Origin of the sequence: Streptomyces decoyicus, assembly GCF_019880305.1 — a bacterium.
Taxonomy (GTDB): domain Bacteria; phylum Actinomycetota; class Actinomycetes; order Streptomycetales; family Streptomycetaceae; genus Streptomyces; species Streptomyces decoyicus.
The window spans coordinates 3,362,407-3,375,177 of the sequence record NZ_CP082301.1; the positions used below are offsets into that span (position 1 = coordinate 3,362,407).

Consider the following 12,771-nt stretch of genomic DNA (forward strand, 5'->3'; position numbering starts at 1 on the left):
AAAGGGGGCGTCGCACCGCCGGGTGCGACGCCCCCTTCGTGCGTCCCGTGGACGTGCCGCGTCAGCGGACCCGTGCCCGGAAGCGCGGGAGGAACGTGAAGACCGCGCCGCCCAGCAGGATGACCGTGCCGGCGAGGAGACCGAGCGCGGTCAGCGCGCCGTGGTCACTCGCACCGGTCTCGGCGAGCCCGCCGCCGCTGCCGCCCGACACACTGGCAGGTCCCGCCGCGCTGCCCCCGGAGGCTGCCGCGCCGCCCGTCGTGCCGCCGGAGGTACCGCCCTGCTGCGCCGAGGTGTCCAGCGCGAGCGAGACTCCCGGGTCCTTCTCCGGGGTACAGGTGGTGGTCGTCCCGAGGGCGTTGACGGTGAGCACGCCCGGGGTGAGCGTGGCCTTGCCGGTGGCGCCCGGCTTGTAGGTGCCCTTCAGGTCGGGGATCGCGATCGGCTGGCCCGACTTGATCGGCTCGGCGTTCGTCGGGCCCTCGACCTTCACCGAGCCCTTGTCCGCACCGCCGACCTTGACGTCCATCGACGGCTTGACCGAGTCCTTGGGGATGTCCGCCGGGCTGTCCATGACGGACTTCGCGAACTTCACCGTCAGGTCGTAACTGCCGCCCTTCTTCACGGCGTTGATCTGGACCGGGGAGGTCGCCTTCTTGTCCCCGATGGGCGTCTTGCAGGCGTACGGGACCTGCACCTGCTTGCCCTGGTACGCGGTGCCGTCGGGGTCGCCGCCGGAGCCGCCGGTGGTCGTGCCGCCGGACGAGCCGGCGCTCGTACCGCCGTCGGTGCTGCCGCCGGTGGTGCCGCTGGTCGTCCCCGACGTGGTCCCGCCGGTCGTTCCGGTGGTGGTGCCGCCGGATGTCCCGGTAGTCGTGCCGGTGGTGGTCCCGCTGGTCGTGCCGGTAGTGGTCCCGCTCGTGGTGCCGCCGGAACTGCCCCCGCCGTCGGTCACCTTGATGGTGACCGCGGGCTGCACGGCCTCCTTGGGAGAGCACTTGGTGTCCGTCGAGATCGGCTTGTTGACGTTGATGTTGTAGAAGCCGGGCGCCAGGGTGACCTCACCCGGTTTGTCCAGCTTCAGCTTGCCCTTCATGTCGGACAGCTTCATCGGACTGCCCTTGGGGATCGGCGGGTTCTGGCGCGGTCCCTGCATCGCCAGATCGCCGGTCTGCGCACCGGCCACCTTGATCGTGCCGGTCGGCTGGACGGTGTTCTCCCCCAGATCGAGGATGTCGGGGTTCTTGGAGGCCCCCTCGATGGTCTTCCAGACCACCTCGATCTCGTCGCCGACCTTCGCGGTCGCGGGCGCGCTGACCGCCACCTTCGTGGTGCCCTGGATCGGCGGCAGCCCCGATATCGGCGGCGGCAGACACTCCGTCTTGTACGACACCTCCGCTGCCTGGGCGGTCCCGGCCGCTGCCACGATGCCCGCACCCGCGAGCACCAGCGCGGCCGCCGAGGCCACCGCAGCTCTCCTCCGTTGCCTCATCACGCTGAACCTTTCGACGTCGGTCGTTCGGTTGATGTGGTGGTGGACGGTGCGGTGTCCGGGGTGAACCACGGCAGCGCGGCGGAGTCACCCGGCGTACCGGGGCCGGCCGTCGAGCTCTCGCCCGCGGTTCGGTTTCTGATGCGTGATCCGATGCCGGCCTCGCCGGGCCACCGGCCGGCGGCGCGGGTGCCTCCGGCCGGATGCGTACGTCCTGCGGTGCGCCTGCGGGTCCCGCCCGCCCGGCGCGGGCGCATCCGGTCCACGAGGGCCATCCCGATGCGGAACACCGCCGTCGGGACGACTACGCAGAGCAGCACCCAGAAGAGCGTCACGCCCCATGGCCTGCCGACGCCCCAGGGCTGCTCGGCCAGCACCTTGCCGCCGTATTTGAGGGAGACCAGATAGTCCCCGTGCGCGCCGGCCGGCAGTTCGACCGGCAGCCTGACCTCGGCCTTCTTCCCGGCGGGTACGGTCCCCCGCCACTGCTGCTCCTCCCATTCGGTCGCGAAGACCCCGTGCGACGTGCCGACCTGGAAGACCGGGTTCCGGGCCGGTTCCGAGCCGAGGTTGCCGATCGTGAGGGTCAACTCGCGCTGTGCGGGGGCACCGAACCAGGTCAGCAGGCCGCTGCTGCCGGCCAGCCGCGGCTGGGCGAGCACCGTCAGCCGGCCGCCGGCGCCCTCCTGGGGCAGCGGGGCCACCGGGTGGCCGGCCACCTTGAACGCGGCATCGGCGTCCGGGGCCTCACCGGTCACGGTCGCCACATGCACCACACAGGGGCAGGGCTTGGGCGGCTCGGCGACCGGGAGCCTCTTGTGGAACGCACCGTGCGCGTCGGTGGTGACCGCCCGCCCGTCGCCGTTGGCACAGGCATTGGTGCCGCCGATCATGTTCTGTCCACAGATCAGCAGCGTGAGCAGCGCCTCGGGCCGCCAGCCGCGGCCGGTCACGGTGAGGCTGCCGCCCTTGCCGGCTTCCTTCTGGGACAGGTGGACGGTGGGCTCGCCCTCGGCCGCCGGGGCGTACGGGGCGGCAGGCACCGCGACGGCACCCGCAAGGGGGGCCGAAGCGAGCGCCGCGCACAGCACGAGCACGGCCACCACCCGCCGCCGCACACGACGCCCGGCGCGGGCCGCCGGGCCTGCCGCCCCGCCCGCCCCCGTCGCCACACCCGTCTCCGTACCCGCCCCTGTGGCCGTACCCGTCCCCGTCCCCGCCCCCGTCTCGCCGTTCACGACCGCGCTCCTGATCCGGTGCTCGCCAACTGGTCCGCCGCGTCCGGCCTTCCGCCCTCGCACGGCCGCGCCTCCTCGGCCGCAGTCCGCGCGGTGTCCGCACCCGGTACCCCGCTCACGGCCTGGGCGCGGCGTCGCCGGCGGACGACCGCCAGGCGGCCCGCGCCCGCGCCCACCGCCAGGAGGAGCGCTGTTCCGGCCACGGCACCCCAGGGGGCCGCGGTGTACGTGGCAGTGGCGGTCCCGTGGGCACCGCCGCCCGCCGTCACCGTGAGCCGCACGTCCACCCGGTCCAGATCGGGCGGATCGGGCCATGTCTCCGTCAGATCGATGCCCTGGCCGGGCCGTAGCCCGACCGGGAGGGTGCGGGCGGCCCGGCGCAGCACCGGGCCGAAGAGCCCGTCGGCGCGGACCGCGAGCCGCGGCGCGAGCACCGTGTTGCCGCGGTTGACCAGCGTGTACCGGATGACCGCCGTACCGTCCCGTCCGCTCACCGACACGTCCTCGACGGTCAGCGCGGACAACGTCGGCCCGGTCACCCGCAGATGGACCGGTACGGCGTCCCGTCCGCCCGCCCCGCCCCCCTTGCCACCGCCGGTGGCGACCAGCGCTCCGGAATGGTCGCCGGGGGCCGCGCCCCGCGGCACGGTCACCGTGAACGGAACGCTCGCCCGGGTGCGCGGCGGCACCTTCACCTCCGTCGAGGCGAGCGTGAGCCACGAGCCGGGCAGGGAGCTGCGCAGCCGTACGGTGACGGCGCGGCCGGTGGGGTTGCTCAGGGACAGCCGGTCGTTCATGACGGTGCCCGGCGCGCCCGCCAGGTAGAAGTACGGGCGGTCCTGGGCGCGCGGCTCGGCGCCGTTGCCGGGTGCGGGCGCCGCGGACCAGCCCGGTGGTGCCGGCGCGGCGGCCGGCCGGGCCACGGCCACGGTGGGGCACAGCAGCACGGCGGCGGTGGCGAGGATCGCACCGCTGACCGCTGTGCGGGTACGGAACGGCATCGGCGGCTCCTGCTGCAGGCGGGTACCTCCCCGTGCCGGCCGGGCAAGGGGTCGGGCGGGGATCGGGGGTGCGCGCCGCGGGTCCTGGCGCCCCGCGCGGCGCGTCACACCCGCTGGTGGCGGCGGGTCAGCCAGAGCGCACCGGCCGCACCGGCCAGCAGCACGGTGCCGCCGAGGGTGCCCAGCGCGATCGCGGAGTCCGCGGGTCCGGTCTGCGGCAGCTGCCCGCCGGACGAACCACCGCCCGTGGCGGAGGCACCGGCGCTTGCGGAGGCGCCGCCCGAGCCGCCGGAGCCCTTCACATCGAGGGTCAGCGAGGGCTTGGGATGATTGCTCGGGGTACAGGTGGTGGTGGTGCCCAGCGCCTTGATGGTGAGCGTGGCGGCCGTGAAGGTGACCTTGCCGCTGCCCTTGGGGGTGTACGTACCGCTCAAGTCACTGATCTTGATGGGGGTGTTGGCCGGTATCGCCTTGTCGTTCGGCGGTCCGGCGACCGGCACCGTACCGCTCTCCGCGCCGCCCAGCCTGATCAGCGCGCTCGGCTTCATGGCGCCCTTGCCCAGCTCGACGGGGCTGGAGGAGACGCCCTTCTGGAAGGACATGACGAGCTTGTACGCACCACCGTCGGCGGTGCTCCTGATGTCGATGGGCGAGACCGCGCCCTTGTTGCCGATCGGCGTTTTGCACTGGTAGTTGACGTCGACGACCTCGGCGTGGGCAGCCGGTGCGGTGAGCATCACCGCGGATCCCGCCGCCATCGCCACGGCCGCGGCGAGGCCGGCCGTCCGCCCCGGGCGCCTGCCGTGCTGTTCGTAGAAGCGGGCCACCTCGGATTCCCCTTCTCCCGGTGAGCGCACCGCCGGATGTTACTGACGGCACATCAGATTGGCCGCTCAAGGTACGCCGGGGACCTTGCCGAGGGAAGGCAATGCGCAGCCCCGATCGGCCCGCGGCCCGTGCGGCGGGGAAATCCGGCCGTGTGCGCGGCGGCCCGGGGGCGCCGTGCGGCAGGGTCCGCACACGACGAAGCGCGGGCCCACAGGCCCGCGCCCAGCTCTTCTCCGACCCCTCCGCCCGCCGTTCAGGACGGCGCGGCGAGTTCCGCCCAGACGGTCTTGCCCGTGCCGTCGGGGTGACGCACCACGCCCCAGTCCAGGCACAGGCGCTGCACGATGAACATGCCGTGACCGCCGGGGCGGCCCGGACGGTGCGGGCTGCGCGGCGCCGGCGAGCCCGCACCGAGGTCGCTGACCTCCAGGCGCAGCACTTTGGAGGTGCAGCGCAGCCGCAGCTCCTCGGGCCCTTCGGCATGCAGACAGGCGTTGGTGACCAGTTCCGAGACGACGAGCAGCACATCCTCGGCCGCGGCACGCCGGTCGGCACTGGCGGCCGGCAGCCAGCCCCAGTCGTGCAGGGCCTGCCGGGCGAAGTCACGGCCACGCGCCACGGCGCCTCGGGTGCCCGCCAGGCGCAGCCGGCGGATCTGGCCCACCGGGGTGGCGCCAGCCGGGGCGGCGGAAGCGCCCGCGCCGCCCGACTCCGGGCCGAGATCGCCCGGCGGATACGGCCGGGTGGTGCTCATCAGCGCTTCACCTCACCGATTCGCCTGTTCACGGAAAACAGATACTGACTGATTCAACGGATTCAGATGTCTCCTGCCCGACCGGACCGTGAGAACACCCACTTCTTGGGTACGGAAGTTGTGACACGGACTACGTGCCCGGAATGCAACGTTCCGGACACCGCCGCCATGTCACTCGGCCAGGGCCGCGTCGAGCGAGTCGTGCACCGTGAAGACCGCCTCCGCGCCAGTGATCTCGAAGACGCGGGCGACCACCGGCTGCATCCCGGCCAAATGAACTCCGCCCCCCTCGGCCTCCGCCTTCAGGCGCGCGCCGAGCAACACATTGAGGCCGGTGGAGTCCATGAACTCAAGGGGTGAGCAGTCCACCACCAGGCGTGCATATCCATCGTCCACGCAGCCCTCGAGTGACTCACGCAACAGGTCTGCGGTGTGGTGATCCAACTCACCCGAAACCGTCACGACCGCGCTGGCGCCGTGATGGCGGATCTCGACATGAAGCCGGCCCCGGCTTGCACTGCCGACCGTCCCGCGGTCCATGCGCGCGCACCCCTCTTGCTGTCTAGACAACTGTTTGCTTACGACTGCGCTCGTCGAACCCTACGCCCTCCTGACGCCTCCCGGTAGCTGAACAATCCGCATATTGCTCAATATACGGACAACACGCACTTGCCATCTTCAGGCAAAGCCAGGTAGGCGTAGAAGCACACATTCGAAACGGCCGGCTTTGGAGGCGCCGCACACCGCAGCTTCACGTAGAGGCATCGGCAGCCATATGCCGAGAACGATGGAGGAGACCATGTCACCCCGGCTCGACGAACTGCGCACCGACGACACCCGGCAGCCCGCATCGTCGACACCCCCGTCCGACCCGACCGGGCACATCCCTTCCCAGTCGCTCCCTGCCGAATCAGATCTGGCAGAAATGACTGAGATCGAGGCTCTGCCCGAGATCCCGCCGTTCGACGAGGTGGGCCCGGTGGACGCGAGGGCTCTGTCCAAGACCCTCTTCGAGCGGCTCGAAACGCTCGAGGAAGGCACCCACGAATTCGCGTACGTCCGCAACACTCTGGTCGAGCTCAACCTCGCGCTGGTGAAGTTCGCGGCCTCCCGGTTCCGCTCCCGCAGCGAGCCCATGGAGGACATCGTCCAGGTCGGCACGATCGGCCTGATCAAGGCGATCGACCGCTTCGAAATCAGCCGTGGCGTCGAGTTCCCGACGTTTGCGATGCCGACCATCGTCGGCGAGATCAAGCGCTTCTTCCGTGACACCAGCTGGTCGGTGCGGGTACCGCGGCGCCTTCAGGAGCTGCGCCTGGACCTCGCCAAGGCCGGCGACGAGCTAGCGCAGAAGCTGGACCGCGCCCCCACCGTGCTCGAACTCGCCGAACGCCTCAGCATCACCCGTGACGAGGTCGTCGAGGGCATGGCCGCGAGCAACGCCTACACGGCGAGCTCGCTGGACGCCCAGCCCGAGGAGGACGACAACGAAGGCGCGCTGGCGGACCGCATCGGCTACGAGGACCACGGACTCGAGGGCATCGAGTACGTCGAGTCCCTCAAGCCGCTGATCGCCGAACTCCCGCCGCGCGACCGCAAGATCCTCTCGCTGCGTTTCGTCGCCAACCTGACGCAGTCCGAGATCGGCGAGGAGCTGGGCATCTCCCAGATGCACGTCTCCCGTCTGCTCTCCCGCACTCTCGTGCGGCTCCGCAAGGGCCTGATGGTCGAGGAGTGAGGGACCGCGGTCCCTGCCGGCCCACGTGGCCGGCAGCCGCCCGCGCAAAAGAGGGCCTGCCCCGGGACTGCTCGGGACGGGCCCTCCTTTGCTGTACTGCCGCAGAGCGCCCGCGCCCGGCTCCGTGAGGCCGGGGCGGACGTCACCCTGCGCGCGTGACCATCAGACGCGAACTCCCTTGTGCCACACGGCCGAGACGAGCGGGACGCCCGGCCGGTAGGCGAGATGGACGTGCGAGGGCGCGTCCAGGAGGGCGAGGTCGGCGCGGGCTCCGGGGGCGATCCGGCCGACGTCCGTGCGGCGCAGGGCACGGGCGCCGCCCGCGGTCGCCGACCACACGGCCTCGTCGGGCGTCATCCCCATGTCGCGGACCGCCAGCGCGATGCAGAACCCCATGGAACTCGTGAAGGACGAGCCGGGGTTGCAGTCGGTGGACAGGGCGACGGTGGCCCCCGCGTCGAGCAGCGGACGCGCGTCGGGCCACTGGGCGCGGGTGGAGAACTCGGCGCCCGGCAGGAGCGTGGCGACGGTGTCGGAGTGCGCGAGGGCGTCGATGTCGGCTCGGCTGAGGTGGGTGCAGTGGTCGGCGGAGGCGGCACCGACCTCGACGGCGAGCTGGACGCCGGGGCCGTGGCCGAGCTGGTTGGCGTGCACCCGCGGCACCAGGCCCCTGGCCTTGCCCGCGGTGAGGACGGCGCGGGCCTGGTCGCCGTCGAAAGCGCCCTTCTCGCAGAAGACGTCGACCCAACGGGCGTGCGGGGCGCAGGCGTCCAGCATCGGGCCGGTGACCAGGTCGACATAGCCGGCCGGGTCGTCGGCGTAGTCGGGCGAGACGATGTGCGCGCCGAGGAAGGTGACCTCGTCGGTGTGCTCGGCGGCGATGCGCAGTGCGCGGGCCTCGTCCTCGACGGTGAGTCCGTAGCCGGACTTGGTCTCCTGGGTGGTGGTGCCCTGCCGGAGCGCCTCCGCGAGATAGCGCGCGACGTTGGCGTGCAGCGCCTCGTCGGTGGCGGCGCGGGTGGCCGCGACGGTGGTGCGGATGCCGCCGGCGGAGTACGGGCGGCCGGACATCCGGGCGTTGAACTCCGCGGTGCGGTCGCCGGCGAAGACCAGGTGGGAGTGGGAGTCGACGAAGCCGGGAATGCCCGCCCGGCCGCCCGCGTCGACGGCGTTGTCGGTGGCAGGTGCTTTGCTGGTGGCACCGACCCAGGCGATGCGGTCGCCGTCGATGACGACCGCGGCGTCCTGGATCAGGCCGAGGGGGCCTTCACCGAGGGAGGGGTCGTTGGTGACGAGCTGGGAGATGTGGGTGATGGCGGTGGTGGTCGGCGTGGAAGTCGTCGTCATCGCGGGGGTGTTCTCCTTCAGCCGCGTACCGCGGCGATGGACTCTGCGAGGGCGGTGGGTACGTCGGGGACGAGGGTGTGCACCCCGTCCCGGACGATCTGCCGGCCGCCGACGATGGTGTGCCGTACGTCCGCCGCGGAGGCGGCAAATACGGCCGTTTCGGCGGCCAGCCGGGGCAGTGGTCCGGCGGTGCGTACGGAGTCCAGTGCGATCGTGGTGAGGTCGGCGAGCGCGCCGGCCTCCAGGGCGCCGGCGTCGTCCCAGCCCAGGGCGGCATGACCGTCGGCGGTCGCGGCGCGCAGCAGGGCGGCGGCCGTCCAGTGCCCGCGGGTGCGGGTGCGCAGCCGTTCGTCGAGCTCCATGGCACGGGCCTCTTCGAGCAGGTCGATGACGGCGTGGCTGTCGCTGCCGAGGGACAGCGGGCTGCCGCGGCCCTGGAGCCGGGCGGCCGGGCCGATGCCGTCGGCGAGGTCGCGTTCGGTGGTGGGACACATGCACACGCCCGTGTGGGAGTCACCGAGCAGCTCGATGTCCTCCGTGGTGAGGTGCGTGGCGTGCACGGCCGTGGTGCGCCGGCCCAGCGCGCCGTGGTCGGCCAGCAGTTGTGCGGGGGTGCGGCCGTGGGCGTCGCGGCAGGCGTCGTTCTCGGCGGTCTGCTCCGAGAGGTGGACGTGCAGGGGTGCCTGCCGTTCGCGGGCCCAGTCCGCGACGGTGCCGAGCTGCCCGGCGGGGACGGCGCGTACGGAGTGGATGGCGGCGCCGATGCGGGCGTGGGCGCGCTCCTTGAGTGCGTCGGCGCGCTGGGCCCAGCGCTCGGCGGTGCCGTCGGAGAAGCGCAGCTGGTGGTGGTTGGGCGCGGCTCCGAAGCCGGCCGAGAGATAGGCGGTGTCGAGCAGGGTGATGCGGATACCGGCGTCTTCGGCGGCGGAGACCAGCGCCTCGCCCATGGCGTTGGGGTCGTCGTAGCGGGTGCCGCCCGGCGCGTGGTGGAGGTAGTGGAACTCGCCGACGCAGGTGATGCCGGCCAGCGCCATCTCGGCGTAGACGGCGCGGGCGAGAGCGTAATAGGTCTCCGGGGTGAGCCGGTCGGCGACGCTGTACATGATCTCGCGCCAGGTCCAGAAGGTGCCGGTGCCGACCTGGACCGTGCCGCGCAAGGCGCGGTGGAAGGCGTGCGAGTGGGCGTTGGCGAGGCCGGGGAGGGTCAGACCGCGCAGCGCGGTGGCGCCGGGCGGCGGGGTGTCCGCCCCGGTGCGGACGGCCGTGATCCGCCCGTCCGCGACGTCCAGGGTGACGCCCGGCTCGACGTGGGTGCCGAGCCAGGCGTGTTCGAGCCAGTACGTCGTCGGTGTTGCCTGCGTGGTCAGTGGCACGCCAGCCCTTCCAGTACGTCGGCGAGTGCGGTGACCCCGGCGGCGCAGTCGTCCTCCCCCGCTGCTTCGGCGGGCGAGTGCGACACCCCTGTGGGGTTGCGGACGAACAGCATCGCGGTGGGGACGGTTCCGGACAAAATACCGGCATCGTGCCCGGCTCCGGTGCCCAGGACGGGCACCGGCCGCTCCCCCGACTTGCCGAGGATCGCGCTCAGCTCGTCCCGCAGGGCGTGCTGGAACTCCACGACGGGGGTGAAGGATTCGCGGACCACGGTCAGGTCCACACCGTCGCGGGCGGCGCGCTCGGCTGCGGCCTGCTCGATCCCGGCGATCACGGTGTCCAGGGTGTCCTGGTCGGCGGCGCGGGAGTCCAGCCAGCCGCGGACGAGCGAGGGGATGGCGTTGACCCCGTTCGGCTCCACGCTGATCTTCCCGAAGGTGGCCAGGGCGCCGGCCAGCCGGGCCTGCTCGCGGGCGGCGAGCACGGTCGCGGCGTAGCTGAGCATCGGGTCGCGGCGGTCGTCGAGGCGAGTGGTGCCGGCGTGGTTGGCCTCGCCGTGGAAGTCGAACCGCCAGCGGCCGTGCGGCCAGATGGCGGAGGCGATGCCGACCGGATCGCCGGACAGGTCCAGGGCCCGGCCCTGCTCGACGTGGAGTTCGACGAACGCGCCGATCCTGGCGAGCCGTTCGGGGTCCGGGCCGATCGCCTCGGGGTCGTATCCGGAGCGCTCCATGGCCTGCGGGAGGGTGACGCCGTCGCCGTCGCGCAGCCGGTGCGCGGCCTCGGTGGTCAGCGCACCGGCGGCGAGCCGGGAGCCGACGCAGGCCAGACCGAAGCGGGCGCCTTCCTCGTCGCCGAAGTTGACGATCGCCAGCGGCTTGCCGAATTCCGCTCCCCTCCGGCGCAGTTCGTCCAGCGCGGCGAAGGAGGAGACGACGCCCAGCGGGCCGTCGAAGGCGCCGCCGTCCGGTACGGAGTCCAGGTGCGAGCCGGTGACGACGGCGTCGCCGGGGGCCACGTCCTGGTAGCCGGTGGCGCCGAGCCAGGCCCACTGGTTGCCGTTGCGGTCGAGTTCGTAGGCGAGCCCGCGGGCCTCGGCCTGGGCCCGGAACCACGCGCGGCAGTCGGCGTCGGCGCCGGTCCAGGCGTAGCGGCGGTAGCCCCCGGAGGAGGAGTCGCGGCCGAGGGGCCGCAGCTCCTCCCACATCTCGTGGAACGAGGCGGTCACGCGCCCCCGCCTTCGCCCTCGCGCATCGGGATGCGGACGCCGCGCTCGGCGGCCACCTCGTCGGCGCGCTCGTAGCCCGCGTCGACATGCCGGATGACGCCCATACCGGGGTCGTTGGTGAGCACCCGACGGATCTTCTCGCCGGCCAGCGGGGTGCCGTCGGCGACGGTGACCTGTCCGGCGTGGATCGAGCGGCCCATGCCGACGCCGCCGCCGTGGTGCAGCGAGACCCAGGAGGCGCCGGAGGCGACGTTGACCATGGCGTTGAGCAGCGGCCAGTCGGCGATCGCGTCGGAGCCGTCCTTCATGGCCTCGGTCTCGCGGTAGGGCGAGGCGACGGAGCCGCAGTCGAGGTGGTCGCGGCCGATGGCCAGCGGGGCGCGCAGGGTGCCGTCGGCGACCATCTCGTTGAAGCGCTCACCGGCCTTGTCGCGTTCGCCGTAGCCGAGCCAGCAGATCCGGGCGGGCAGGCCCTGGAAGTGCACCCGCTCGCCGGCCAGCTTGATCCAGCGGGCCAGCGACTCGTTCTCCGGGAAGAGGTCGAGGATCGCCTTGTCGGTGGCGGCGATGTCCCGGGCATCGCCGGACAGCGCGGCCCAGCGGAAAGGCCCCTTGCCCTCGGCGAACAGTGGCCGGATATAGGCGGGGACGAAGCCGGGGAAGGCAAAGGCCCGCTCGTATCCGGCGAGTTGGGCCTCGCCGCGGATCGAGTTGCCGTAGTCGAAGACCTCGGCGCCGGCGTCCATGAAGCCGACCATGGCCTCGACGTGCTTGGCCATCGACTCGCGCGCCCGCTGGGTGAAGTCGGCGGGCTTTTCCGCCGCGTAGGCGGCCATGTCGTCGAAGTCGATGCCGACGGGCAGGTAGGCCAGCGGGTCGTGGGCGCTGGTCTGGTCGGTGACGATGTCGATCGGCGCGCCCTCGGCGAGCATCTGCGGCAGCAGCTCGGCGGCGTTGCCGAGCAGGCCGATGGAGAGCGGCTTGCGCTGGTCACGGGCCTCGACGGCGAGCTGGAGCGCGTGCTGGAGGCTATCGGCCTTCACGTCGAGGTAGCGGTGCTCGATCCGGCGCTCGATGGCCCGCGGGTCGACGTCGATACAGATGGCGACGCCGTCGTTCATGGTGACGGCGAGCGGCTGGGCGCCGCCCATGCCGCCGAGGCCGGCGGTGAGCGTGATCGTCCCGGCGAGCGTGCCGTGGAACTTCTTCGCCGCGACGGCCGCGAAGGTCTCGTAGGTGCCCTGGAGGATGCCCTGGGTGCCGATGTAGATCCACGAACCGGCGGTCATCTGCCCGTACATGGTCAGGCCGAGGGCCTCCAGGCGGCGGAACTCCTCCCAGTTGGCCCAGTCGCCGACGAGGTTGGAGTTGGCGATGAGCACCCGCGGCGCCCATTCGTGCGTCTGCATCACGCCGACCGGCCGGCCGGACTGGACGAGCATCGTCTCGTCCTGCTTGAGCGTGGTGAGCGTGCGCACCATCGCGTCGAAGGAGCGCCAGTCACGGGCGGCCTTGCCCGTGCCGCCGTAGACGACGAGCTGGTCCGGGTGTTCGGCCACCTCCGGATCGAGGTTGTTCTGCAGCATGCGCAGCGCGGCTTCCTGCTGCCATCCCCGAGCACTGAGCTCCGTACCGCGCGGTGCCCGCACGGGTCGCGGTCCCGACATGGGCCGTGCCTCCCTGACGTCGAATGGATTGAGCTATTCACATATTGGCGCCGCTGAATACTGCTAGTCAACAGGCTCCGGCGAGCCGCTCGCCGCGAGCCGCA

At 72.3% G+C, this 12,771-nt stretch carries 11 protein-coding genes; 1 reads left to right on the forward strand and 10 read right to left on the reverse strand.

Annotated elements, in window-relative coordinates:
- Nucleotides 1–61 precede the first annotated feature (61 nt).
- The 6 genes from K7C20_RS14635 to K7C20_RS14660 all read right to left on the reverse strand — a co-directional run bounded on the left by K7C20_RS14635 (nt 62) and on the right by K7C20_RS14660 (nt 5,853).
- Complete coding sequence (locus K7C20_RS14635; protein WP_053209708.1) at nt 62–1,492, reverse strand: hypothetical protein; 1,431 nt, start codon at nt 1,490–1,492, stop codon at nt 62–64.
- A complete protein-coding gene (locus tag K7C20_RS14640; protein ID WP_246655330.1) occupies nt 1,492–2,595 on the reverse strand; it encodes a hypothetical protein in 1,104 nt (367 codons plus the stop codon). Before K7C20_RS14640 ends, K7C20_RS14635 begins: the two co-directional genes overlap by 1 nt.
- A 131-nt stretch (nt 2,596–2,726) precedes the next feature.
- Nucleotides 2,727–3,731: a COG1470 family protein gene (locus tag K7C20_RS14645; RefSeq protein WP_053209707.1), complete on the reverse strand. Its 1,005-nt coding sequence runs from the start codon at nt 3,729–3,731 to the stop codon at nt 2,727–2,729.
- Between the two features lie 104 nt (nt 3,732–3,835).
- Nucleotides 3,836–4,558, reverse strand: coding sequence for an LPXTG cell wall anchor domain-containing protein (locus K7C20_RS14650; protein ID WP_053209706.1), 723 nt, complete (start codon nt 4,556–4,558; stop codon nt 3,836–3,838).
- A gap of 254 nt (nt 4,559–4,812) precedes the next feature.
- Nucleotides 4,813–5,313 (reverse strand): ATP-binding protein, encoded by a 501-nt coding sequence (locus K7C20_RS14655; RefSeq protein ID WP_053209705.1) that lies wholly within the window; start codon nt 5,311–5,313, stop codon nt 4,813–4,815.
- Nucleotides 5,314–5,484: 171 nt separating this feature from the next.
- Nucleotides 5,485–5,853 carry an STAS domain-containing protein gene (locus K7C20_RS14660; protein ID WP_030086413.1) on the reverse strand — a complete coding sequence of 123 codons (369 nt, stop codon included), beginning with the start codon at nt 5,851–5,853 and terminating at the stop codon, nt 5,485–5,487.
- Between the two features lie 385 nt (nt 5,854–6,238).
- On the opposite strand from K7C20_RS14660, the gene K7C20_RS14665 reads away from it, so the two are divergent.
- Nucleotides 6,239–7,051 (forward strand): RNA polymerase sigma factor SigF, encoded by an 813-nt coding sequence (locus K7C20_RS14665; RefSeq protein WP_400854190.1) that lies wholly within the window; start codon nt 6,239–6,241, stop codon nt 7,049–7,051.
- Between the two features lie 162 nt (nt 7,052–7,213).
- On the opposite strand, the gene hutI is transcribed toward K7C20_RS14665, so the two are convergent.
- Genes hutI through hutU form a run of 4 tightly spaced genes read right to left on the reverse strand, consistent with a single transcriptional unit; the run spans nt 7,214 to nt 12,667 of the window.
- Nucleotides 7,214–8,398, reverse strand: a complete 1,185-nt coding sequence (hutI, locus tag K7C20_RS14670) for an imidazolonepropionase (RefSeq protein ID WP_030086408.1) — start codon at nt 8,396–8,398, stop codon at nt 7,214–7,216.
- Nucleotides 8,399–8,415: 17 nt separating this feature from the next.
- The gene (locus K7C20_RS14675; RefSeq protein WP_030086407.1) at nt 8,416–9,771 is read right to left on the reverse strand and encodes a formimidoylglutamate deiminase; all 1,356 of its coding nucleotides are present in this window, start codon (nt 9,769–9,771) and stop codon (nt 8,416–8,418) included.
- Nucleotides 9,762–10,979: an allantoate amidohydrolase gene (locus K7C20_RS14680; RefSeq protein ID WP_245171549.1), complete on the reverse strand. Its 1,218-nt coding sequence runs from the start codon at nt 10,977–10,979 to the stop codon at nt 9,762–9,764. The genes K7C20_RS14675 and K7C20_RS14680 overlap by 10 nt, the downstream gene beginning before the upstream one ends.
- 17 nt (nt 10,980–10,996) lie before the next feature.
- On the reverse strand, nt 10,997–12,667 hold the full coding sequence (gene hutU / locus K7C20_RS14685; protein WP_030086405.1) for a urocanate hydratase: 1,671 nt from the start codon (nt 12,665–12,667) through the stop codon (nt 10,997–10,999).
- Nucleotides 12,668–12,771 lie beyond the last annotated feature (104 nt).

What these genes read in the sequence shown, in the direction of transcription:
- K7C20_RS14635 (WP_053209708.1), bottom strand. Translation starts at nt 1,492, where the DNA reads ATGAGGCAACGGAGGAGAGCTGCGGTGGCCTCGGCGGCCGCGCTGGTG.
- K7C20_RS14645 (WP_053209707.1), bottom strand. Translation starts at nt 3,731, where the DNA reads ATGCCGTTCCGTACCCGCACAGCGGTCAGCGGTGCGATCCTCGCCACC.
- K7C20_RS14655 (WP_053209705.1), bottom strand. Translation starts at nt 5,313, where the DNA reads ATGAGCACCACCCGGCCGTATCCGCCGGGCGATCTCGGCCCGGAGTCG.
- K7C20_RS14660 (WP_030086413.1), bottom strand. Translation starts at nt 5,853, where the DNA reads ATGGACCGCGGGACGGTCGGCAGTGCAAGCCGGGGCCGGCTTCATGTC.
- K7C20_RS14665 (WP_400854190.1), top strand. Translation starts at nt 6,239, where the DNA reads ATGACTGAGATCGAGGCTCTGCCCGAGATCCCGCCGTTCGACGAGGTG.
- hutI (WP_030086408.1), bottom strand. Translation starts at nt 8,398, where the DNA reads ATGACGACGACTTCCACGCCGACCACCACCGCCATCACCCACATCTCC.
- K7C20_RS14680 (WP_245171549.1), bottom strand. Translation starts at nt 10,979, where the DNA reads ATGTGGGAGGAGCTGCGGCCCCTCGGCCGCGACTCCTCCTCCGGGGGC.
- hutU (WP_030086405.1), bottom strand. Translation starts at nt 12,667, where the DNA reads ATGTCGGGACCGCGACCCGTGCGGGCACCGCGCGGTACGGAGCTCAGT.